The sequence below is a fragment of the Acidovorax sp. SRI_002 genome (assembly GCF_057586455.1).
On sequence record NZ_JBYCZW010000004.1, the window covers coordinates 349,972 to 372,803 of the forward strand.

Annotated in this window: 21 protein-coding genes; 11 read left to right on the plus strand and 10 right to left on the minus strand. The window is 64.9% G+C overall.

Annotated features, from left to right (window positions below; all coding sequences use genetic code 11):
* Window positions 1-82 precede the first annotated feature (82 nt).
* The 5 genes from AC2YJX_RS12900 to amaB form a co-directional block, all read right to left on the minus strand.
* The gene (locus AC2YJX_RS12900) at window positions 83-1,768 is read right to left on the minus strand and encodes a thiamine pyrophosphate-binding protein (protein ID WP_121505732.1); all 1,686 of its coding nucleotides are present in this window, start codon (window positions 1,766-1,768) and stop codon (window positions 83-85) included.
* A gap of 34 nt (window positions 1,769-1,802) precedes the next feature.
* Window positions 1,803-3,029: a pyridoxal phosphate-dependent aminotransferase gene (locus tag AC2YJX_RS12905; RefSeq protein WP_487256248.1), complete on the minus strand. Its 1,227-nt coding sequence runs from the start codon at window positions 3,027-3,029 to the stop codon at window positions 1,803-1,805.
* On the minus strand, window positions 3,026-3,943 hold the full coding sequence (locus tag AC2YJX_RS12910) for an amino acid ABC transporter substrate-binding protein (protein WP_487256249.1): 918 nt from the start codon (window positions 3,941-3,943) through the stop codon (window positions 3,026-3,028). Before AC2YJX_RS12910 ends, AC2YJX_RS12905 begins: the two co-directional genes overlap by 4 nt.
* A 120-nt stretch (window positions 3,944-4,063) precedes the next feature.
* The gene (locus tag AC2YJX_RS12915; RefSeq protein WP_487256250.1) at window positions 4,064-5,260 is read right to left on the minus strand and encodes an NAD(P)/FAD-dependent oxidoreductase; all 1,197 of its coding nucleotides are present in this window, start codon (window positions 5,258-5,260) and stop codon (window positions 4,064-4,066) included.
* Window positions 5,261-5,283: 23 nt separating this feature from the next.
* A complete protein-coding gene (gene amaB, locus AC2YJX_RS12920) occupies window positions 5,284-6,819 on the minus strand; it encodes an L-piperidine-6-carboxylate dehydrogenase (protein WP_487256251.1) in 1,536 nt (511 codons plus the stop codon).
* A gap of 244 nt (window positions 6,820-7,063) precedes the next feature.
* On the opposite strand from amaB, the gene AC2YJX_RS12925 reads away from it, so the two are divergent.
* Complete coding sequence (locus AC2YJX_RS12925) at window positions 7,064-7,975, plus strand: LysR family transcriptional regulator (RefSeq protein ID WP_487256252.1); 912 nt, start codon at window positions 7,064-7,066, stop codon at window positions 7,973-7,975.
* A 359-nt stretch (window positions 7,976-8,334) separates the two neighbouring features.
* On the opposite strand, the gene AC2YJX_RS12930 is transcribed toward AC2YJX_RS12925, so the two are convergent.
* Window positions 8,335-8,673, minus strand: a complete 339-nt coding sequence (locus AC2YJX_RS12930) for a carboxymuconolactone decarboxylase family protein (RefSeq protein ID WP_487256253.1) — start codon at window positions 8,671-8,673, stop codon at window positions 8,335-8,337.
* Window positions 8,674-9,107: 434 nt separating this feature from the next.
* Window positions 9,108-9,497 carry a TipAS antibiotic-recognition domain-containing protein gene (locus AC2YJX_RS12935; RefSeq protein ID WP_288850907.1) on the minus strand — a complete coding sequence of 130 codons (390 nt, stop codon included), beginning with the start codon at window positions 9,495-9,497 and terminating at the stop codon, window positions 9,108-9,110.
* 454 nt (window positions 9,498-9,951) lie between these two features.
* Between AC2YJX_RS12935 and AC2YJX_RS12940 the strand changes: the two genes are divergently transcribed.
* Both AC2YJX_RS12940 and AC2YJX_RS12945 read left to right on the plus strand, forming a co-directional pair.
* Window positions 9,952-10,557, plus strand: coding sequence for a TetR/AcrR family transcriptional regulator (locus AC2YJX_RS12940; protein ID WP_288850905.1), 606 nt, complete (start codon window positions 9,952-9,954; stop codon window positions 10,555-10,557).
* Between the two features lie 9 nt (window positions 10,558-10,566).
* Window positions 10,567-11,364, plus strand: coding sequence for an alpha/beta fold hydrolase (locus AC2YJX_RS12945; protein ID WP_288850904.1), 798 nt, complete (start codon window positions 10,567-10,569; stop codon window positions 11,362-11,364).
* A gap of 135 nt (window positions 11,365-11,499) precedes the next feature.
* Here the strand turns inward: AC2YJX_RS12945 and AC2YJX_RS12950 are convergent, their stop codons facing one another.
* Complete coding sequence (locus tag AC2YJX_RS12950) at window positions 11,500-12,366, minus strand: IclR family transcriptional regulator (protein ID WP_288850903.1); 867 nt, start codon at window positions 12,364-12,366, stop codon at window positions 11,500-11,502.
* A gap of 285 nt (window positions 12,367-12,651) precedes the next feature.
* Between AC2YJX_RS12950 and AC2YJX_RS12955 the strand changes: the two genes are divergently transcribed.
* From AC2YJX_RS12955 to AC2YJX_RS12990, 8 genes are all read left to right on the plus strand, one after another.
* Window positions 12,652-13,758, plus strand: coding sequence for an ABC transporter ATP-binding protein (locus AC2YJX_RS12955; RefSeq protein WP_055400640.1), 1,107 nt, complete (start codon window positions 12,652-12,654; stop codon window positions 13,756-13,758).
* Window positions 13,755-14,627: an ABC transporter permease gene (locus tag AC2YJX_RS12960; protein ID WP_487256254.1), complete on the plus strand. Its 873-nt coding sequence runs from the start codon at window positions 13,755-13,757 to the stop codon at window positions 14,625-14,627. Before AC2YJX_RS12955 ends, AC2YJX_RS12960 begins: the two co-directional genes overlap by 4 nt.
* 4 nt (window positions 14,628-14,631) lie before the next feature.
* Window positions 14,632-15,426, plus strand: a complete 795-nt coding sequence (locus AC2YJX_RS12965) for an ABC transporter permease (RefSeq protein WP_121505723.1) — start codon at window positions 14,632-14,634, stop codon at window positions 15,424-15,426.
* 15 nt (window positions 15,427-15,441) lie between these two features.
* A complete protein-coding gene (locus tag AC2YJX_RS12970) occupies window positions 15,442-15,738 on the plus strand; it encodes a (2Fe-2S)-binding protein (protein ID WP_228896682.1) in 297 nt (98 codons plus the stop codon).
* Window positions 15,735-17,123: an FAD/NAD(P)-dependent oxidoreductase gene (locus AC2YJX_RS12975; RefSeq protein ID WP_487256255.1), complete on the plus strand. Its 1,389-nt coding sequence runs from the start codon at window positions 15,735-15,737 to the stop codon at window positions 17,121-17,123. The genes AC2YJX_RS12970 and AC2YJX_RS12975 overlap by 4 nt, the downstream gene beginning before the upstream one ends.
* Window positions 17,120-18,277: an NAD(P)/FAD-dependent oxidoreductase gene (locus tag AC2YJX_RS12980; protein WP_487256256.1), complete on the plus strand. Its 1,158-nt coding sequence runs from the start codon at window positions 17,120-17,122 to the stop codon at window positions 18,275-18,277. The genes AC2YJX_RS12975 and AC2YJX_RS12980 overlap by 4 nt, the downstream gene beginning before the upstream one ends.
* A 50-nt stretch (window positions 18,278-18,327) precedes the next feature.
* The gene (locus AC2YJX_RS12985) at window positions 18,328-19,398 is read left to right on the plus strand and encodes an ABC transporter substrate-binding protein (RefSeq protein ID WP_487256257.1); all 1,071 of its coding nucleotides are present in this window, start codon (window positions 18,328-18,330) and stop codon (window positions 19,396-19,398) included.
* Between the two features lie 180 nt (window positions 19,399-19,578).
* Window positions 19,579-20,631 carry a c-type cytochrome gene (locus tag AC2YJX_RS12990; RefSeq protein WP_487256258.1) on the plus strand — a complete coding sequence of 351 codons (1,053 nt, stop codon included), beginning with the start codon at window positions 19,579-19,581 and terminating at the stop codon, window positions 20,629-20,631.
* Window positions 20,632-20,889: 258 nt separating this feature from the next.
* Here AC2YJX_RS12990 and AC2YJX_RS12995 read toward each other — a convergent pair whose 3' ends face one another.
* Window positions 20,890-22,209 carry a tetratricopeptide repeat protein gene (locus AC2YJX_RS12995; protein WP_487256259.1) on the minus strand — a complete coding sequence of 440 codons (1,320 nt, stop codon included), beginning with the start codon at window positions 22,207-22,209 and terminating at the stop codon, window positions 20,890-20,892.
* Window positions 22,210-22,223: 14 nt separating this feature from the next.
* The gene (locus tag AC2YJX_RS13000; protein WP_055400622.1) at window positions 22,224-22,763 is read right to left on the minus strand and encodes a hypothetical protein; all 540 of its coding nucleotides are present in this window, start codon (window positions 22,761-22,763) and stop codon (window positions 22,224-22,226) included.
* Window positions 22,764-22,832: the final 69 nt, after the last annotated feature.

Sequence of the window (22,832 nt, forward strand, 5' to 3'; positions counted from 1 at the left end):
CGGGGAAATCGGGCGCTGAAACGGTCACGCCCGCTATTGTGCGCGGCACAGTGACAGACTGCTGCCACCGGGCATGAAGGGACTATCGCCTGGCCATCGCCGCGCTGCGAATGCCCTGCAGCGTGCCCGTGGGCGTGATGGCCTCGGGGTCGATCAAACAGTGCAACACGCTGGGCAGGCCGCTCGCGCGTGCACGGGCAAGAGCCGGAGCGAAGTCTTCGGTGCGCTCTACCCGCTCTCCATGCCCGCCAAAGGCCTGGGCGTAGGCTTTGAAGTCCGGATTCTTGAGCTGGGTGGCGCTGATGCGGCCGGGGTACTCTCGCTCTTGGTGCATGCGGATGGTGCCGTACATGGCGTTATCGAGCAGCACCACGATGATGGGCAGGCCGTACTGCACAGCGGTCGCAAACTCCTGTCCGTGCATCAAGAAATCGCCGTCGCCCGCAAACACCACCACCTCGCGCTGCGGCCACAGGCGCTTGGCACCCACACCCGCAGGCAGGCCGTAACCCATGGAGCCACTGGTGGGCGCCAGCTGGCTGGCATAAGTGGTAAACGGCCAGAAGCGGTGCACCCAGGTGGCAAAGTTGCCTGCGCCGTTGCAGAAGATGGTGTTGGCCGGCAGCGTGGACTTGAGATGCTGCATGACCTGGCCCATCTGCAGCTCGCCGGGGATCTGGATGGGGTTGGTGTCGCTCCACAGGATGTACTCCGACCGTGCCATCTCCGCATGGGCATGCCAGGCCACTGCCCCCGCTGGCCGCACACCCGCCAGCGCCGCCGTGAATGCCTGCGGCGTTGCGTGGATGGCCTGCGCGGGCCGGTACAGCTTGCCCAGCTCATCGGCATCGGCATGCACATGCACCAGCGGCTGCGTGGGGTTGGGGATGGCAAACAGCTCGTAGCCCTGCGACGGGATCTCTGACAGGCGCCCGCCCACCACCAGCACCAGGTCGGACTCGCGGATGCGCGCCAACAGCCGCGGGTTCACCCCCAGGCCCAGGTCGCCGCCATAGCAGGCGTGGTTGGCCGGGAAGAGCATTTGCCGCCGGAACGAGCAATACACCGGCAGTGACCAAGCCTCGGCAAACGCCACAAACTCGCGCACCGCCTGCTCGGACCAGCGGCTACCGCCCAGAATGGCCACGGGCTGGTGCGCGGCCTTCAGGCGTTGGGCCAGCTCGGCCATCTGCGCAGCCCCTGGGTGCGTCTCGGTCACCTGGTAGGGCAACGCATCGGCCACGCTGGCGGCTTCGGTCAGCATGTCCTCGGGCAGCGCCACCACCACGGGGCCGGGGCGGCCCGAGGTGGCCACATGGAAGGCGCGCGAGATCAGCTCCGGCACGCGTGCCGGGTCGTCAATCTGCACCACCCACTTCGCCATGGTGCCAAACACCGCGCTGTAATCCAGCTCCTGAAACGCCTCGCGCCCCATGGCACCGCGTGCCACCTGGCCCACGAACAGGATCAGGGGGGTCGAATCCTGGTGCGCGATGTGCACACCGGCCGACGCATTGGTGGCGCCCGGCCCGCGTGTCACAAAGCAGATGCCGGGCTGGCCCGTGAGCTTGCCCTGTGCCTCGGCCATCATGGCCGCGCCGCCTTCCTGGCGGCACACCGTCACGGCAATGTCGGCATCGTGCAGGGCATCGAGCACGGCCAGATAGCTCTCGCCCGGCACACAGAACAGCTGCTTCACGCCGTGGGTGATGAGCTGGCGGACCAGGATCTGGCCGCCCGTGCGGGAGGTGGTGGGTGCGGTAGTCATGTCAGACGGTCATTTCACAAAACAGAACAAGAACTCAGAACAGTGCCTTGCACGCGCGCTGGATGCGCGCGCAGGCCTCTTGCAGGTCGGCCATGCTGGCAGCGTACGAGATACGGAAGTACGGCGCCAGCCCCAGCACGCTGCCTGGCACCACGGCCACATGGAACTCGCGCAGCAGGTAGTCGCAAAAATCGGCGTCGGTGCGCAGCAATACACCGCCCGGCGTGGTGCGGCCCAGCACACCTTCGCAACTGGCAAAGGTGTAGAACGCGCCCTCGGGCACGCGGCAACGCAGGCCCGGCGATGCGTTGAGGGCCGCCACCACCAGGTCGCGCCGCGCCTGAAACGCACGGCAGCGCTCGGCCACCACGTCCTGCGGGCCGGTGAGTGCAGCCACCGCAGCGGCCTGGCTGATGGACGACGCGCACGATGTGGCCTGGCTTTGCACCACTGCCATGGCCGCGATCAGTGCCTTGGGCCCGGCGCCGTAGCCCAGGCGCCAGCCCGTCATGGCGTACGACTTGGAGACACCGTTCACCGTCAGCGTGCGCTCGCGCAGTGCGGGCAGCACGGCTGCGGGGGTGGCAAACGCGAGCCCGTCGTACAGGATGTGCTCGTAGATGTCATCCGCCAGCACCCACACCTGCGGGTGGTGCAGCACCACCTCCAGAATAGGCCGCAACTGCTCGGCGCTGTAGGCCGTGCCGCTGGGGTTGGAGGGGGAATTGATGAACACCCAGCGCGTGCGCGGCGTGATGGCCGCGTCGAGCTGTTCGGGCGTGATGCGAAACCCGTTGGCTTCGCTGCAGGGCACCACCACAGGCACGCCACCGGCAATCAGCACCATGTCGGCGTACGAGGTCCAGTACGGCGCGGGCAGGATGACCTCGTCGCCGGGATTCAGGCTGGCCATCAGCGCGTTGTAGATGACCTGCTTGGCGCCGGCACCCGCCGTGATTTCGTTGGAGGCGAACGCGAGGCCGTTGTCGCGGCGGAACTTGAGCTGGATGGCCGCCTTGAGCGCGGGCGTTCCGTCCAGCACCGTGTAGTGCGTGTCGCCCTGCGCCATGGCCTGCTGCGCGGCTTCAATCACGTGGGCGGGCGTGTCAAAGTCGGGCTCGCCCAGGCCCAGCACAATGACGGGCTGGCCCAGGCGCTTGAGCTCGTTGGCGGCCTGAGTGATGCGCACGATGTCGGACACACCGATGGCGCTGATGCGGTCGGCCGCGCGGAAGGCCGTGGCAGGAACGGCGGCGTTCATTGCTGGTAGGTCTCCAGGGGCTTGTCGTTGGGCGTGGCAAACAGCTGGCGCAGCGTGGTGCCCAGCGGCAGGTTCAGGCTCATGTTCTTGGGTGGGATGGGGTTTACAAACCACTTGGTGTAGATCTTTTCCATCTCGCCGCTTTGCATGAGCTTGGTGAGAACACCGTCCACCGCGGCCTTGAAGGCGGGGTCGTCCTTGCGGAACAGCAGTGCGATGGGCTCGGCACCCAACGGTTCGCCCACGATGCGGTAGGCAGATGGGTCCTTGGAGTTGGCGATCATCCCGGCGAGCAGGTTGTCGTCGAGCACAAAGGCATCGGCACGGCCTGTTTCCAGCAGCAGGAAGCTTTCGTGGTGGTCCTTGCCCAGCACGGTCTTGATGGCGGTGCCGCCCAGTGCTCGCTCTTGCTTGCGCAGCAACTGTACGGCCGTGGTGCCGGTGGATGCCGCGATGGTGCGCCCGGCAAGTTGGCTGATGGACTTCAGGTCCGAATCCTTGCGCACCGCCATACGCACTTCGCTCACGTAGGTGGTCACCGCAAAGGCCACCTGCTGCTGGCGCGCCGTGTTGTTGGTGGTGGGGCCGCAGCCGATGTCGAGCGTGCCGTTTTGCACCAGCGGCAGCGTGTTTTGCGCCGTCACGGCCATGTATTCAAGCTTGGCGTCGGGCGCGACTTCTTTCAGCACGCGCTCGCACAGCTCCACGTGGTAGCCCACGTATTTTTCGTTGGCGCCGAGTGCGTAGGCCATGGGCGGCGAGGTCTCGCGCACGCCAAGCACCGCCTTGCCAGATGCCTTAATTTTCTCCAGCGTGGGGGTGGATGGGGTCTGTGCCTGCGCGGGTGCAAAAGCCGTGTAGGCCAGTGCCAGCCCTGCGGCGAGCGCGGTGAATGTCTTGCGGGAAATTGCCATGGTCGTTGTCTCCGGTGGTGTTGTGATTGGCAGGTTGGAAAGCGTCGAAAGCAGAAATACCAAAAAAAGGAAAAATCGAACGGGCGGTGCGCCGGGGCATCGCCGCAGGGGGCTCAAGGCTCAGATGACGTTTTTCTCCAGCAACGGCTGGTTGCGCGCAATGCGCTCGATGGACAGCGGCGACAGGTCCAGGCTCTGGTAGCCGCCCGTCAACATCCACTCCGCCAGGCCGCGCCCCACCGCCGGGCACTGCTGCAGGCCGTGCCCCGAAAAGCCGTTGGCAAACACCAGGTTGTCGCACGCCGGGTGCAGGCCCACGATGGCGTTGTGGTCGAAGGTGTTCATCTCGTAGTAGCCCGCCCAGGCACCCTGCATGCGCAGCGCCTCAAAGCCCGGAATGCGCTCGGCCAGCGTGGGCCAGATGTAGTCCTCGAACGCGTCGTACTCGGGCTCCAGCGGGGCAAAGTCGGCGTCGTTGTCGGCGTCGGGCGCAAAGCCGCAGATGAAGCCTTTGCCCTCGGGCCGCAGCCAGATGCCACTGGTGTCGATGAGCAGCGGGCAGCCCGGCAGCGCTGCGGGGCTGGCCAGGTTGAAGACGGTGCGACGCTTGCCCACCACGGGCAAATCAATGCCCGCCCAGCCCGCAATGGCTGCCGCCCACGGGCCGCCCGCGTTCACGGCGTAGCGGCAAGGCAGCACGGTGCCGCTTTGCAGGCGTACTGCGTTCACATGCAGCACGCCGTCGCTGGCCGCAGTGTCGAGGCCTACCGCGTCATCGGCCACATAGCGCACGCCCTGGCTCTGTGCCTTCTTGCGCAGCGCCGTCAGCAGCAGGTAGCCATCAAACCAACCTTCGCCCGACAAACCCAGCGAGCCCAGCGTCACATCCTGCAGTGCCAGCCACGGAAATCGCCCGGCCAGATGCTGCGGGCTGAGCAGCGCCACATCGGCACCGTACTGCCTTTGCAACGCATGGTTCTCGCGCAGCGTGGCCTCGCCTGCCTGCGTGGCCAGGTACAGGTAGCCGCCTTCGTGCAGACCGATGTTGGGCACATCGCCGTTGCAGGCCAGGAGCGTGCCCACGTTGCGCAGAAAGCCAATGCCGTAGGCCGAAATCTGGATGTTGATGTCGGTCGAAAACTGCTGGCGGATGGAGCTGGCCGACAGCGCCGACGATGCACGTGCATAGGTCGGGTCGCGCTCAACCACCACCACCTCGCAGCCCGGTTGCTGCAGCGTGAGGAAGTACGCAACCGCACTGCCAATGACACCACCGCCGATGATGACGATGGGGTGTGATTCCTTAGCGATCAACATGAACAGGGCAACCAGCGCGTGGGTTACACGTCAAACGTCACGCCTTGCGCAAGTGGCAATGCGGTGGAGTAGTTGATGGTGTTCGTCGCCCGGCGCATGTAGGCCTTCCAGCTGTCCGAGCCCGCTTCGCGCCCACCGCCCGTTTCCTTCTCGCCGCCAAACGCGCCGCCAATCTCGGCGCCGCTGGGGCCAATGTTCACGTTGGCAATGCCGCAGTCCGAACCAGCGGCCGACATGAACTGTTCAGCCTCGCGCACATTGAGCGTGAAGATGGACGACGACAGGCCCGCGCCCACGGCGTTGTTCATGGCAATGGCTTCGTCAATGGTGCCGTAGCGCACTACGTAAAGGATGGGCGCAAAGGTTTCGTGCAGCGCGGGGCCTTCGTGTTTTTGCAGTTCCACCAGCGCAGGGCGCACGTAGTACGCATCCGCACCGCCGATGCCTTCTACACGGCCACCACCGTGCACCGTGGAGCCCAGCGCGCGGCTTTGCTCCAGCGCCTTTTGCATGCCGTCAAAAGCCATGCGGTCGATCAGCGGGCCCACCAGCGTGCCAGCGGTGCGCGGGTCACCCACCTGCACGTTGGCGTACACCTTGGCGAGTTGGGGCACCAGCTGGTCGTAAATGCTGTCGTGCACAAACAGGCGGCGCAGCGTCGTGCAGCGCTGGCCCGCCGTGCCCATGGCGGCGAACGCAATGCCGCGCAGGGCCAGGTTCAAATCTGCCGTGGGCGCCACGATGGCTGCGTTGTTGCCGCCCAGCTCCAGAATGCCGCGCGCAAAACGCGCTGCAAGGCGCGGGCCCACGGCGCGGCCCATGGCGGTGGAGCCCGTGGCCGACAGCACGGGCACGCGGGCGTCATCCACCAGCACCTCGCCAAGGTCGCGCTGGCCCACAATCAGCTCCAGCAGGCCCTCGGGTGCGTCGCTGCCAAAGCGCGCAATGGCGCGCTGGGCAATCGCGTGCGTGGCCAGGGCCGTGAGCGGCGTTTTCTCCGACGGCTTCCACACCACCGAATCGCCACACACCAGCGCCAGCGCGGCGTTCCACGACCACACGGCCACCGGGAAGTTGAAGGCCGAGATCACGCCACACACGCCCAGCGGATGCCAAGTTTCCATCATGCGGTGGCCGGGGCGCTCGGTGGCAATCGTCAGGCCGTACAGCTGGCGCGACAGGCCCACGGCAAAGTCGCAGATGTCGATCATCTCCTGCACCTCACCCAGGCCTTCGGACGGGATCTTGCCCGCCTCGATGGTCACCAGCAGGCCCAGGTCCGCCTTGGCGGCGCGCAGTTCCTCGCCCAGCAGGCGCACCAGCTCGCCCCGGCGCGGTGCGGGCACATTGCGCCACGCCTGGAAAGCCGCATGCGCGCGGCCGATGGCGGCCGTGGCATCGGTCGCGCTTTGCTGTGGCACCTGGGCCAGCACCTCGCCCGTGATGGGCGATCGCGCCGCCAGCGTGCCGCCGGTGTACGCCGTGCGGGGCACGCCCAGGCGTTGCAGCAGTTGATCGACTTCGGACACGAGGGAGGTGGCGACAGGGGTGGTGGACATGGCGGCTCGCTAGCTTGGATGGAGGCAGAGAAAGGGAAACAGCGTGGGAAAACACACGCAGTGAATGCACCAATATCCGCCAATCGCGCCGCGCTGGATAGCAAAAAAATGGAACTACTTGATCACAAATCAGAATGAAGTACCTGAAAATATCAGGACCGCTACCCTATACCCAATGAGCGACAGGGGCTCAAAAGGCTCAATTTTTGGCGTCACCCATCATTCCCCCAACGCATGACCTAGTATGACCCTGCTGCGCCGAACCTTCCTGCCCTCTACCGCCGACCTTCTGGCCTTCGAGGCCGCCGCCCGTCACCAGAGCGTGTCGCGCGCGGCCGAAGAGCTGCACCTCACCCAAAGTGCCGTGTCGCGCCAGATCCGCCAGTTGGAAGAGCAAATCGGCACCGCCCTCTTTCACCGCGTGCGCCAGCGCGTGGTGCTGACCGACGCGGGCCGGGTCTACGCGGCCGACGTGCAAAACGTGCTGCAGCAGCTGTCAGCCAGCACGCAAAAAGCCATGGCGTTCTCCAGCACCGACGGCCTGCTCAACCTGGCCGTGCTGCCCACGCTGGGCACCCGATGGCTCATCCCGCGCCTGGGCGGCTTCATGGCGCTGCACCCCGAGGCCATGGTCAACTTCTCGGCCCGCACCGAGCCGTTTGACTTTGCGGGCACGCCGTTCGACGCTGCCATCCACTTCGGCACCCCGCACTGGGCAGGCGCCGTGTGCGAATACCTGATGCACGAAGAAACCGTGCCCGTGTGCAGCCCCACCTACCGCGACCGCCACGGCATCCACACCCCGCAGGATTTGACCCGCGTGGTGCTGCTGCAGCAAAGCACCCGCCCTACCCAGTGGGCCGAATGGTTTGAGCTGGTGGGCGTGCCCACGGCCCTGGCCCTGCGCGGCCCGCAGTCCGAACACTTCGCCATGATTGCGCAGGCTGCGGTGTCCCACCTGGGGGCGGCGCTGCTGCCGCGCTTTTTGATTGAGCAAGAGTTGGCGGTCGGGAGTTTGGTGGAGCTGTCGGACCAGGTGCTGACGAGCACCGATGCGTATTACCTCGTGTACCCCGAGGCGCGGGCGCAGACGCCGTTGGTGAAGGCATTCAGGGATTGGGTGGTGGGGGAGTGCGGGGGCCAACGCCCTACTTAACCCTGCGCCCCGAGGCTGAAATGGGAAACATGGGGGAAAAATGGCGCTAGCGCTTAGGGGCAAAGCGCTAGAAGCTATAAAAATTAGAGCGCCATTAGCCACTGTATCGGTGGCGTGGTTCGGGCACAAAGCAACGGCCGATGGGCCAAGGTGCAGGGATTGTCTCGACACTGGCGCGGCCATTGACGGTGGCCGGAAGCGCGCTTCAACCGGTATAGACTGAACAGCCGGATGTGCTCATCAGCATCGCCAAAAAATTCTATTGATGTCGACGCTGCAGAACCTGCCGTCAACGTTGAAATGCGAGGCGAAGCCCGGCACCCCGGGTGGTGTCTTCTCGATGGCAGGGTTGGGCCGCTTCAGTTGCTCTGTGCATTGCCAAATAGTCGAAGTGCGAGCAGGCCGTGCCCGACAGCTGCACCTGCCTGCAGAGCAGAAGCAATGAAGATGGCTTCGGCGAGCTCTTCACCGGTGACACCTGCTTTGACTGCATTCTTGGTGTGAGCTTCAATGCAATACGGGCATTGCGTGGTGATCGCCACTGCCACGGAAATGAGCTCACGGTACTTCGGCGGAATTTTCCCATCTGGCCTCTCAGCAGCAGCTTTGAGGTTGAGAAACGCCTTGGCTTCAATGGATGCTAGCTGTACGAGTTTTTGCGCGTACTGAAGATCTTGAGGTTGTTGATAGCTCGACATGATTGAACCCAGAGTCACGGGAATAGCCCCAGGGACTAAGAGGCGGCTTCGCGGTGTTTGGATTCATAGTCGCGAGAATTTGGTGGGCGCAGACTTTGAGAGCGGCCTGGTCTAGCTACGACTGGCGGGCTGTGGGCTAGCGGACCCCAGCCTACAGGACGTCTGTGCAAACCTCATCCCAGAGAACTGGGCCAGCGGGCCACACCATACCGGCCAAGACAGCGCCGAATGCCCGACGGTGGCCGAGGTGGCAGTGCGCTATCGGCGTTGCCGATTCAGGCGGTCAGCAATCGCCCCCACTCTCAGCGCCGCCACGGTACGGCCTTCGTGGTTGCAGCTGGGCTCGGCCACGCCGTCAACGCCTTGGAGCAAGCCCATGTCGTGTCCCGTTACGCCGGCTGTCGCACGCTCGATTCGGCCCGCAGTCTCTCGTGCTACTTCAGGCTCTGCTGCGCATACGCGTACACCGCATCCCCCAAAAACTCCACCATCCGCGGGTGGTACGCGTTGTGAAACGCCTTCATGTCCGCGTTGTCTTCATAGAACAGCGCGGTGCCCACATACGCGTCGCCCGACGGCGCGTAAAAGCGCGATGCGATGGCGTAGTGCTGGGCCATCAGTGCCTGGATGGTGCGGGACGCAGGCTCGTTCGCGTCGATCAGCGGGGCCAGTTCTTTGTAGAACGCATCGAAATCGGCATGCGCCTGGGCCTTGTCAACGTGCGCCCAGTTGTTGGTGCTGGCAAGGGATTGCGCTTGCTCGGCGCCCTGTGCGGCGCGGCATTGTTCGAGGTATTCGGGGGTGGCTTGTTGAAGAAGACCCATGGTGTTGTGTGTTCGTTTACGAAGATGTTGAGTGCTCTGCGGTGTGCGCCATTGTTGGCAATGCGGCGCAGACGCGGAAGAGCGCGGACTATAGCGGCGCATCTGCGCAAGCCACAACCGCATTGGCAAGCCGTGCTTTTCAGGCCACAGGACTCGCGCGAATGGGTGGCGGGTGTTGCGGGCTGAGCCACCACCCGCTCGCACAGCACAGCACAGCACTGCGCAACGCGATGGGTCACGCTTCAGTCGAGTTGCCGGAATCCTGCAACGCGGTCTGTGCCGGGCGAAACCCGCTGCCATGGCGACTAGCCCGCCAAGCCCTGCGCAGGCCTTCTCAACGTCGCATCAAACGGATTGATCTTCCGCCCAATAGCCGCCGCCTCGGAGCTTGAGTTCTTATTGCATCAAAGTAATTTACATTGTACATTTACATCGTAAATTACATAGAGATGCGATGCCGAAGGCGTTGACAGAAGCAGAGGTTCAGGACTTTCGCCTCCGGCTACTTTCAGTGGCCGAGCGTGCATTTGCCGATCACGGCGTCGAGGGGGTCTCCGTGCGGCAGCTTGCGCAGGAATTGGGCTGCAGCGCGATGACGCCCTACAGGTACTTTCGCGACAAGAACGAAATCCTTGCCGCTGTCACGGCCGCCGCACTCGACCGCTTTTCAGAATCCCTGGAGCTTGCCTTTGCCACAGAGGCGGGCGCCTGGGAGCGTTCAGCCGCTGTGCGGCAGGCATACCTTCGCTTCGCGTTTGAAAACCCCAGGGCCTACAAGCTGATGTTCGATCTTCCGCACCCTGACGTGGCGGGATTTCCGGACCTTGCGCGCGCCGCCCTGCGTGCCGAACAAATCATGACTGCGCCCATGGAGCTTCTGGTGAAAGGCGGCTTCCTGGCCGGAGACTCGCGCCTTCTGGGGCGGATTTTCTGGAGCGCCATCCACGGAGCCGTTTCGCTGCAGTTGGCCGGAAAACTCGATTCCGACCCGGCCTTTGAACATGTTCTTGAGAACATGCTGCGCTTTCTCGTTGCTGGCGCCAGTGCTGACCACCCATAAGGAGCCGGAATGTTGAATGTCGAAGGAAGCCAGGTGCACCTGGTGGACAAGGGCATGGGGCCCCCCGTGTTATTTCTGCACGGCAACCCAGACACCTCTGAAGTGTGGAGCGGCCTCATCGAACACATCCAGTCGGAGCACCGGTGCCTTGCACCTGATCTGCCAGGCTACGGACGATCCATCGCTGCGCCGCACTTCAACTGCTCGCTGGAGCACTTGGCAGGGTTCGTTGATGGTCTGCTCTTGCAAGCGGGGCTGACGGAGCCGCTTCATCTGGTGGTCCATGACATTGGCGGCCAATTTGGCTTGGCGTGGGCCGTCAAGTGGCCTGAAAAGGTCAGGTCGCTCACCATCTTCAACACGGCGTTCTCGCCGGACTATCAATGGACAACGCTACACAAGATCTGGCGCACGCCCTTCGTCGGTGAACTGGCCCAGCGCCTGACAAGCCGCCGGGCCTTCACGCGCGAGATGAAGAAAGGCGCCAGCCGGCTCTCCACCGCGCAAATCGATCAGATCTACGACCGGATCACCCCCGCGATGAAGAAAATGGCGCTGCGCTTCTTTCGCGCTAGCGAACTCTCTCACTTCCGAGGGTGGGACACGCAGTTGTGCGATCTTGCGTCTCGCATTCCCTCTCAGGTGTTGTGGAGCGATGACGATCCCTACATCGCCCCCACGTTCGCGGATCGCTTCGGCGCGCAGGTAGTACACCGATATCCGGGCTATGGACATTGGCTCGCGCTGGAGGCGACAGACCTTGTGGGTCGTGAATTGAAAGCGTTTCTCGCGCGGACACGTGGTTGACGCCAAGGGCGCGGGTTACCTGTCGATTGGAGGAAGGACCACGCAATCTGTACACGTTCTTTGGAACAGCTGTTTTTGGACTGTTTGTGAGATCGGCGACCGACTCAAAACAGCGTCCCTGGGCGCCACTTTCGATCAATCCCTTTGCGTGGAGGTTGCCATCCCGACAGGGTTGATCTGCCGTTCTCCACTCCCGCCTGACAGACTTTGCGCAGGCCGCCTCAACGTCGCATCAAACGGATTGATCTTCGGCCCGATCGCAGCCGCCTCGCGCTTGAGCAACTCCACCACCGTGGGAAGTCGGTCGTCGTTCAGTCGCGCAGAGATAGTGCCCACGCTCAGCGCCGCCACTGCACGGCCCTCACGGTCCAGGATAGGCACAGCCACACCAGCCATGCCTTCGAGCAAGCCGGTGTTGCGGCCGGCGTAGCCCAGCTGGCGCACGCGCTCGATCTCGGTGCGCAGATAGACCTCGTCAAACACGCCGTACTCGCGCACGCGGGAGAGGTTGAAGCGGATGACCTCTTCGCGCTCGGCCTCGGGCAAGAAGGCCAGGATGGCCAGCGCACCCTGCCCCACGCCCAGGGCCACGCGGCCGCCGATGTCGCCGGTAAAGGACCGGATGGGGAACGGGCCTTCGCTGCGGTCCAGGCACACGGCATCGAACCCGCTGCGGACCAAGAGAAAGATGCTGTCGCCCAGGCTGGCGCACAGGCGCAGCAGCGCGGGGCGGCACAGGCTGCGCAGGTCGCCGGGGTTGCCCGCTTTGGCGGCCAGGGCGAAGAAGTCCATGCTCAGGCGGTAGAGCTTGCTGCGCTCGTCCTGCTCGACCATGCCCTCTGCCACCAGCGATTGCAGCAAACGGTGCGTGGTGCCTTGCGTCAGGCCCACGGCACGCGCCAATTGGGTGACTCGCCCGCCCTCGGCCTGCACGGCCGACAGGGCCCGGATGACGGCAAACACCCGGGGTACGCCGCCGGTGGCGGTGGATGCGGCTTCCATACCTCGCTCCTGTGGAATTCGTTGATCAAACTGAAGGCATCATATTTCATTGAACGGAATAAATTCAATAAAAATTCTGTTTAATGGAATACCCGAAGCATTCTGGTTTGTTTATTGCAATAGATTCAATTGAATCGAGCGGCTGTTCCAGCCTTTGTGCGGCACTTGCACCACCCCGGTGCAAGCACACCGAAGGCCCGCAGCCCATCCATGCAACTCCACAGCAGGTGGCACGCACGGCCCCCAGGCAAACCGTGCGATGCCACCACCGGAAAGGCTTTCGCCATGTCGTTTCTCAAGCTCACGGATGTGACCAAGTTCTATGGCAGCACCTGCGCGGTGCAGTCCATGAACCTCACGGTGCAAAAGGGTGAATTTGTGTCGTTGCTGGGCCCGTCGGGCTGCGGCAAGACGACCACGCTGCAGATGGTGGCGGGGTTTGAAGCGGTGACCAGCGGGCGCATCGAACTCGATGGCAAGGACATCACCCACGCCAAGGCCAACACGCGCGGGCTGGGCATCGTGTTCCAGAGCTATGCGCTCTTCCCGCACATGACGGTGGCGGCCAACGTGAGCTTTGGGCTGGAGATGCGCAAGGTGCCCAAGGCCGAGCGCGCCGAGAGGGTGGCCCAGGCGCTGGCCCTGGTGCACCTGGAAAAGCATGCCACGCGCTACCCGCGCGAGCTGTCCGGCGGCCAGCGCCAGCGGGTGGCGCTGGCCCGTGCGCTGGTGATCGAGCCGCCCGTGCTGCTGCTGGACGAGCCCTTATCCAACCTCGACGCCAAGCTGCGTGAGGAGATGCAGTTTGAGCTGCGGCAGATTCAGCGCAAGGTGGGCACCACCACCATCATGGTCACGCACGACCAGAGCGAAGCCATGTCCATCAGCGACCGTGTGGTGGTGATGGAAGCCGGCCGCGCCACGCAGATCGACCACCCGCACCGCGTGTACGAGCACCCGCGCACGCGCTTCATCTCCACCTTTGTGGGCAAGGCCAACCTGCTACCGGGCCAAGTCGCCCATGCGAGCGGCACACACACGCAGGTGAAGGTGGGCGCCCTCACGATGGCGGTGGACGGTGCCCGCTACCGCCCCGGCGCCGCCGTGCTGCTGAGCGTGCGGCCTGAAAAAGTGCAACTGGTGCCCGCCGTGCAGGGCCGGATGGATGGTCAGGTGTGCGAGCGGTTCTTCCTGGGCAGCCAGTGGCTGTACCGTGTGGGCACCCCCGTGGGCGACCTGATGGTGCTGGTGCCCAACGACGGCCGCGCTGCGCTGGCCGAGGGCGAGCGCACGGGCGTGGACTGGCCCGACCACTGCATGCGCCTGCTGCCCGCCGATGAAACCGCCATGGCCGAGCTGGAGGCCGAAGACGCCGCCGAGGTGGCGCCATGAGCCTGGCCACCACCTTGCTGCACAAAAAGGCCGTGCCCTGGTGGTTGTCCGGCCCGGCGCTGCTGCTGTTCACGGTACTGCTGCTGGTGCCGCTGGCACTCACGGCCGTGCTGTCGTTCAACGCGTTCGACCCGGCCACAGGGGTGAAGGCAGGCGAGTTCACGCTGGAGCACTACGCCCATGTGTTCACCGATTCGTACTACCACACGATCTTCTGGCGCACGTTCTGGATTGCGGGGCTGGTCACGCTGATCTGCGTGGCCATTGGCGCACCCGAGGCCTACATCCTGAGCCGCATGGGCAACCCGTGGCGCTCCATCTTACTGCTGGTGGTGCTCGCGCCGCTGCTGGTGTCGGTGGTGGTGCGAGCTTTCGGCTGGAGCATGCTGCTGGGCCCCGAGGGGCTGGTGAATGGCGCGCTGCAACTCGTTGGCATCGGGCCGGTGAAGATGCTCTACACCGAGATCGCGGTGGTCATCGCCCTGGTGCATGTGATGCTGCCCTTCATGGTGATCCCCGTGTGGACCTCGCTGCAGAAGCTGGACCCCGGTGTGGAAAACGCGGCGCTGTCGCTGCAGGCCTCGCCCTTCACCACGCTGCGGCGCATTGTGTTGCCGCAGGTGCTGCCTGGCATCTTGTCCGGCAGCCTCATCGTGTTCGGCCTCGCGGCCAGCTCGTTTGCCATCCCCGGCCTGCTGGGCGGGCGGCGGCTGAAGATGGTGGCCACGGTGGTGTACGACGAATACCTGCACGAGCTGAACTGGCCCCTGGGCGCAGCGATTGCGCTGACGCTGCTGGTGGCCAACCTGGTGGTGATGCTGAGCTACAACCGGCTGGTTGAGGGCCGGTACAAGAAAGCGTTGGGCTGAAGTTATGCAGAAGAACGGACCTTTGGCCCTCGCGTTCAACGCGCTGGTCATCACCTTCATGCTCGCCCCGCTGCTGGTGGTGTGCATCGTGGCGTTCACGCCGCACAACACGCTGACGCTGCCCACCACTGAGTTCTCGCTGCGCTGGTTCAAGGCAGTGTTCGCGCATTCGGACTTTGTGCAGTCGTTCTGGAACAGCCTGTGGCTGGCGCTGGCATCGGCCACGCTGGCCACGGTGCTGGCCGTGCCGGCGGGCATTGCCATCACACGCTACGAGTTTGCGGGGCGCGGCTTTCTCAACGGCCTGTTCCTGTCGCCGCTGATCATTCCGCACCTGGTGCTGGGTGTGGCCCTGCTGCGCCTGTTTGCGCTGCTGGGGGGCACGGGCAGCTTTGGCTGGCTGGTGTTTGCGCATGCGCTCATCGTTACGCCCTACACGCTGCGGCTGGTGGTGGCCGCGCTGGTGGGGTTTGACCGCAGTGCCGAGCATGCCGCGCTGTCGCTGGGTGCCAGCCAGGCCACGGTGTTCACACGCATCACGCTGCCGATGATTTTGCCCGGCGTGACGGGCGGCTGGTTGCTGGCCTTCATCAACAGCTTTGACGAAGTGACGATGTCGATCTTTGTCACCTCGCCCAGCACGGTGACGCTGCCGGTGCGCATGTACATGTACGCCACCGAGTCGATTGACCCGCTGATGGCTGCGGTGTCGGCACTGATGGTGGCCCTGACGGCCTGCGCGATGGTGATTCTCGACCGGGTGTATGGACTCGATCGCGTTCTGGTCGGCCGGAAATAAATGAGCACCGCAACCATGAGTTCCAGCCAACCTCTGCTCCACCGCGTGGCCGAAAAAGACCGCACACCCGTGCCCTTCGTGCTCGATGGCGAACCCGCCGCTGCGCTCGAAGGCGACACGGTGCTGACCGCCATCCTCACCCACCGCGCCCAACTGCGCCGCAACGAGTTCAGCCACGAGCCGCGCGCAGGCTTTTGCCTGATGGGCGCGTGCCAGGACTGCTGGGTGATGACGGCTACCGGCGAACGCCTACGGTCTTGCGCCACCTTCATCCAGGCGGGCATGCAGCTGACTACCGGAGGGGCCGCATGACCGCCCCCACCTTGCAACCCGTGATCGTGGGCGCAGGCCCTGCGGGCATCCGTGCGGCGCAAACCCTGGTGGCGCATGGCGTGCGGCCCACGGTGATAGACGAGGCCGCACGGGGTGGCGGACAAATCTACCGTCGCCCGCCTACCCACTTTGCCCGCAGCCCGCAAACACTGTACGGAACCGAAGCATCACGCGCCACGGCGCTGCACAGCACCTTTGATGGGCTGCGCGCGCACATCGACTACCAACCCGACAGCCTGGTGTGGAACGCCCAAGGCGGCATGCTCGATGTGCTGCATGGCCCCACGCAGACCACGCGCACGGTGCCCTACGGCCAGCTTATCGTGGCCAGCGGCGCCACCGACCGCGTGCTGCCCGTGCCGGGCTGGACACTTCCAGGGGTGTACACGCTGGGTGGAGCACAAGTGGCGCTGAAGTTTCAGGGCTGCACCATCGGCCGCAACGTGGTGCTGATGGGCACCGGGCCGCTGCTGTACCTGGTGGCGTACCAATATGCCAAGGCGGGCACCAAGGTCGCGGCGGTGCTGGACACCGCCCGCTTTGCCGACCAACTGGCCGCCCTGCCCGGCATGCTCACCCAGCCTGCCGTGCTGGCCAAAGGGATGTACTACGTGGGCTGGCTGCGCGCGCATGGCGTAGCGGTGCACACCGGCGTGCGGCCTTTGCGCGTGGAGGGCGAAACGCGGGTGAATGCCGTGGTGTGGAGTGACGGCCAGGCCGAGCACACCGTGCCCTGCGATGCCGTTGGCTTTGGCTACGCACTGCGGTCCGAAACCCAACTGGCAGACCTGCTGGGCTGCCGCTTTGCCTGGGCGCCCATGCACCGCGCCCACCTGCCCGAGCGCGACAGCGCAGGGCGCACCAGCGTGGCAGGCGTGTACCTGGCGGGGGATGGCGCGGGCATCATGGGCGCCGATGCGGCCGAATGGGCGGGTGAGCGCGCTGCGCTGGCGCTGCTGGCAGACCATGGCGTGAAGGTGGATACCGCACGCGCTGCAGAGCTGGAACGCAAGCTCGCGGACTTGATGCCCTTCCGCCAAGGGCTGGAGCGCGCCTTCCCCTTCCCTTCAGACTGGGCAACGCACGCCCCCGACGCGCTGGTGGTGTGCCGCTGCGAGAACATCACGGCCGGCGAGCTGCGCGCCTGTGCCCGCGATGCGGGCGCAGACGAGATGAACCGTCTTAAAGCCCTGACCCGCGTGGGCATGGGCCGCTGCCAAGGCCGCATGTGCGGTGTGGCCGCTGCAGAAATTCTGGCCCACGCCACAGGCAAGCCGATTGACACGGTAGGACGGCTGCGCGGACAGGCGCCGATCAAGCCGATTCCCATCCACCTGCAACGCCAGGCGGAGGCCCGCGCATGACCGCCACCCCAACGATCGACACCGACGTTGCCATTGTGGGCGGCGGCATCATGGGCGCATCGGCCGCGCTGGCACTGCGCCGCAAAGGCGTGGCCGTGGTGCTGCTGGAACGTGACCTGTGCGGCTCGCGCTCCAGTGGCGTGAACTATGGCGGCGTGCGCCGCCAGGGCCGCCCGGTGAGCCAGCTGCCGCTGGCGCAGCGCGCCCACCAGGTGTGGGCCGACCTGCCCGCGCTGATTGGCACCGATGGCGAATACCAGCGCAGCGGGCACTTCAAGATTGGCCGCAGCGAGGCGGACATGGCCGCGCTGGAAGGCTACGCCAACCTGAGCAGAGACTTCGACCTGGGCATTCAACTCATCTCGGGCACCACGCTGCGCGAGCGCTGCCCATGGCTGGGCGGGCGCGCCGTGGGTGGGTCGCTGTGCCCCGACGACGGCCAAGCCAACCCGCGCCTGGTGTCGCCCGCGTTTGCGCTGGCGGCCAAGCGCGCGGGCGCGCAGATTCTGGAGCGCACTCCAATGACCTCGGTGGAGCACGACGGGCAGCTGTTCACCGTGCGCTCGGGCACCACCGTGGCGGTGCGTGCACCCGTGCTCATCAATTGCGCAGGAGCCTGGGCCGGTGCGCTGGCCGCGCAGTTTGGCGAGGCCGTGCCCATTCACTCCGGCCACCCCGCCATGGCGGTGACCGAGCCCCTGCCCTTCTTCATGCACTGGAGCCTGGGTGTGGAAGGCGGCGGCATCTACTGCCGACAGGTGGCGCGTGGCAATCTCGTTCTGGGTGGTGGCGCAGGTGTGGCGCTGGATGCCGACCGCGCCCGCTCCGAGCGCGGCGCCATCGCTACCTTGGCAGTGCAGGCCGTAGAGCTGTTGCCCGCCCTCAAGAATGCGCATTTCATTCGCACCTGGAGCGGCACCGAAGGCTATCTGCCTGACCGCCAGCCGGTGCTTGGCAAGAGCCACACCACGCCCGGCCTGATCCATGGCTTTGGCTTTGCGGGTGCGGGCTTTCAGATCGGCCCCGGTGTGGGCGAGGTGCTGGCAGAGCTGGCACGCGATGGCCGCAGCACCACGCCGATTGATGCCTTTGCAATTGAGCGATTTCTCCCAACGACGGTGGCTGACGTGGCCAGCACTGCCGCTGCCCACTGACCCCGTTTGCCACCGACAAAACTCCCCTCCCCACCAGAAAGGAAACCACCATGACCTTCTCCCCCCGCTTTGCCAGCCGCACCCGCCGCGCCCTTGTGACTGCCGCTGCACTGACCGCCGTGGCCGCCACAGGCACCGCCACCGCGCAGACCAAGACGCTGTACATCGGCATGAACGGCGGCACCATGGAGAAGGCGTACACGCAGTACGTGTTCCCGGCGTTTGAAAAGCTGCATGGTGTGAAAGTGGTGGTGGTGCCCGGCACGTCCTCGGACATCCTGGCCAAGGCCCAGGCCAACAAGGACAAGCCCCAGATGCACGTGATGTTTCTGGACGACGGCATCATGGTGCGCGCCATGGGCATGGGCCTGTGCGAAAAGCAAAAGCCCAACCAGCATCTGAACGACATCTACCCCGCCGCGCGCTTCAAGGACGACCTGGCCAGCGGAGTCAGCGTGGGTATGACGGGCATCGCCTACAACACCAAGATGTTTGCCGAAAAGGGCTGGGCCGCGCCCACCTCGTGGATGGACTTTGCCGACCCCAAGTACAAGGGCAAGGTAGTGTTCCAGTCCATGCCCTCCTCATCGTTCGGGCTGCACGGCTTCTTGATGTTCAACCGCATCCAGGGCGGCAACGACAAGTACGTGGAACCCGGCTTTGCCAACTGGGCCAAGACCATCGGCCCGAACGTGCTGGAGTACATCCCCAGCTCGGCCAAGATTTCGGAGATGGTGCAAACGGGCGAGGCTGCGATCTTCCCGCTCACGCCCACGGCCGTGGCTGCGCTCAAATCCAAGGGCATTCCGGTGGAATACGCCCAGCCCAAGGAAGGCTCGGTGGTGCTGATGACAGGCCAGTGCGTGATCGCCAAGAACAGCGAGCCCGAACTGGCGCAAAAACTGGCCGAATTTCTGCTGAGCCCCCTGGCCCAGGCCAATGTGCTGCAGTTTGGCGCGCAGATCCCCACCAACCCCAAGGCCCCGGCCGTGGGTGAAGGCGCCGAGCAGGTGGCCAAGATCAACCAGTGGATGAAAAACGCCGTGACCCTGGACTGGGACAGCGTCAACGCCAACCGCCCGGCCTGGAACACGCGCTGGAACAAGACCATCGAGCGCTGAGCAACGGGGCCGTTGACGCGCGCCGCACCACACTGGCGGCGCGTTTGTGACAAATGTCACCGGCTGCGCCACGCCCTGCGGCAGGAGGGTGTCACAAACCGCTTCTTCGAATCCAGAATCCGGCGCCTGAACACGCTGATTCGTTCAGTTGCCATTCATTCGAAGAAGAGGGATACCACCATGAAACGCTGGATCAAATGGACCGCAGGCGGCGCGCTGCTGCTGGGCGTGGTCGTTGTGGCCACAGCCACCAGCGGCCTATACCTGGCCGAGCAAAAGCGCAACCGCTACATCGACATCAAGCCGCGCCCCGTGGCCTACACCACCGACGCGCAGACCATTGAGCGCGGGCGGTACCTGTATGCGTCGCGCGGCTGCACCGACTGCCACGGCGCGCAAGGCACGGGCCGCGAGTTTGTGAACGACGGCAAGGGCACGCGCATCGTGGGCCCCAACATCACCCCCGCTGGCGCGGTGGCCCGCTACCAGCCCGAAGACTGGAACAGCGTGATCCGCCACGGCGTCAAGCCCAATGGCCGCCCGCTGCTGGTGATGCCGAGCGAGGACTACAACCGTTTTACCAACGACGACCTGAATGCCCTGGTGTCCTACGTACGCCAGTTCAAGCCGCAGGAGGGCACGCAGGCCGTGGTGGAACTGCCCCGCCCTGCCTGGGTGCTGTACGGCCTGGGCGCCATCCCCGACGCAGCCGCGCGCATCGACCACCAGCTGGCGCCATCGCGCCCCGTGCCTGCGGGTGTGACGGTGGCCAATGGCCAGTATGTGGCCAACATGTGCATCGGCTGCCACGGCGCAGACCTGTCGGGCGGCAAGATCCCGGGCGGCCCGCCGGACTGGCCCGCCGCTGCCGACATCCGCCCCGGCGCCAACAGCGCCATGGCCCGCTACCCCAATGCCGCCAGCTTTGTGGCGATGCTGCGCACTGGCAAGCGGCCGGATGGCACGCCGATCCAGGTGATGCCGTTTGAGTCGCTGGGGCAGTTGAGTGATGTGGATGCGAAGGCGCTGTATCTGTTTTTGACAGCCCCTGGTGCCCTTGCCAAGGCGGGGGGCACCGGGGCGGGCGCGGGCCATGCACCGGCCAGTGGGGAGGTGGGGCTGAACGGTGGAGTTGCAGACGCGCATCTGGTACGGGTGGAGCAGCCACAGGGGTCGCAGCATCGGCCGTCGAACGTGCCTTCGGTGTCTTCGGGGTTGCGGATGCCGGGGTGATGTTTGGTCTTGGATTTTTGATGTTTTAGGCCGCTAGCGCTTGTGTATAAAGCGCTAGCAGCTACTATTTTTATAGTGGTCGCGGGTAGGTGCCCCGCCCGTTCGGGCCGAGCTTGCCGAAGCCGGGATGGCTTGCTGGTTTGTGAGGCGTGCCTGTTCAGAGCACAAGCCCGGCCGGTTCAGTGAACATCCGGCAGTCACTATCAATACCATAGCTGCTCACGCTTTATAGATAAGCGCTAGAGCCCCATAGCACCCTTAAACCCCCGCTGCCCCCTGCGGCACATGGTTGCGCAGCAGCCACCGCGTTTCCCGCGTGGCCTCGGTGTCCGGGTGGCGGGACTCCAGCGTGGCCAGCACGCGCAGGGCCATGTCGGCGCGGTTCATGCCCTGCAGCAGCACGCGGGCCACCAGTTCATAGGCGGCGGGCACGCTGTCGTGGTTTTTGAAGCGGCGGTCAAAGCCCTGCAGCAGGGCCAGCGCGTCTTTGGCGTTGTTGGCATTCCAGGCGGCTTTGGCCAGGTTGAGGGTGGCGTTGGCGTCCTGCAGCGCAAACTGGGCGTCCTTGGTCCGGCAGGTTTGAAAGACCTTGAGCGCTTCGCCGCCCTGGCCCGAGCGCAGCAGCAGCGGGATGTAGCGCTGGGCATGGTCCAGCAGGGTGGCGGTTTTGCCTTCGGCCAGCGTCAGCACACGGTGGTAGCGGCGCTGTGCGGGCACTTCGTCGCTGCGGGTGCGCTGGTCTTCGTAGGCTACGCCCAGGGCGCCGACCATGTCGCCCGCGGTGATCAGCGCGGCCACGTGTGCGTCGGTGGCGTCTTGCTCGATCTGGCGGGGGCTGCGGCGGTCCACAGGGGTGCCGTCGTCGTCCAGGCCTGCGCCGGGCAGCAGGTCAATGCCAAAGGCTGCATGGTTCTGGTACATCGCGTAGCCCAGCAGGCTGGCCATGACCCAGCTGAAATAGATCAGCAGCCAGTTGACGATGGGCAGCAGGATCCAGCCCTTGAAGATGGGCACCAGCATGCCCAGCGCAATGAAGGTGCCCTGGCTCAGCAGGAAGAGGAACAGGCACAGCAGCAGGTAGGGCCAGCCAATGGTGCGCACGGCGTTCCAGGCGTTGGCGGGGTTCAGGGTTTCGGTAAAGCTGCAGGTCTGCACCAGCACGATCTGCGTGGCGGGAAGCAGGAAACACATGGCCAGCCAGGCCAGCGTGCCCAGCAGGGGGTTCAGGCGCTGCAGCCAGCCCACGGCCATGGCTTGCACGATCAGGATGGCGAACAGCTTCCAGGGAAGGTTCTTCCAGTCCGGGTCCAGCTCGGAAGGGTAGTCTTCGGCCTTGTAGATGCCGCGCGAGCCCAGGGCCGTGACTTTGAATCCGTAGCGCGATGCGGCCAGCAGGATGCCGATCTCCACGATCAGGATGCCCAGGGCGTCGGGCACAAAGAAGATCAGCTTGAACAGCAAGCTGGAGAGCGCCAGCAGCACGCTGTACATCAGCGGCTTGGGTTGCAGCGGAAACGCGAAAAAGGTGTTGATCTGGTGCCAGAACGGACGGGGCGTCTTTGCGGTTTCGCGCTGCATGGGGTGCCCCGGGCTTATTTGGAGAAGAAGTCGGACTGCGACATCCCGCGCCCGCCCGCCATGCGCACCACGGTGCGCTGGTCGGAGCGCAGGAGCTTCATTTGCCCCATTTCGCGCACGAGTTGCTCGTTGAAGGTGGAGCTGAACTGCATGACGGTTTCTCCCATCTTCAGGAGGCTGGTGCCTTTGACCTTGGCGCTTTTGCGGCCCGGTTCGATCTCGATGCTGTCGATGTGGAATTCGAACTCGACCGTCAGGATGCCGCCCATGCGGTCACCGATCTGCTCGAACATCTGCATGCTGGCCTTGAAGGCCTCGCACTGCTGGTCGTGGTTGAGTGTGCTGCGCTGCGTCTGGCCGTTCATCACCGTCTCGTCCTGGATGATGGCCTTGCTGCTGAGCTGTTTGCACATCAGCTCGGCGTCTCGCTTGTAGAGGGCGTGCGCGCTCTGGTCGTAGTAGGCGCGCACCATTTTTTCGTCCAATGTGCGCCCACCGACAAAGTAATACCAGGCGCCCGCGCACAGGGCCGCCAACAAGACGATCTTTTTCATGATTCCCTCTCTCCCGCTTTATTTTGCGGCGCAGTATACCGGTGGGGTTTGTGCGCGCTGCCCGCCAGC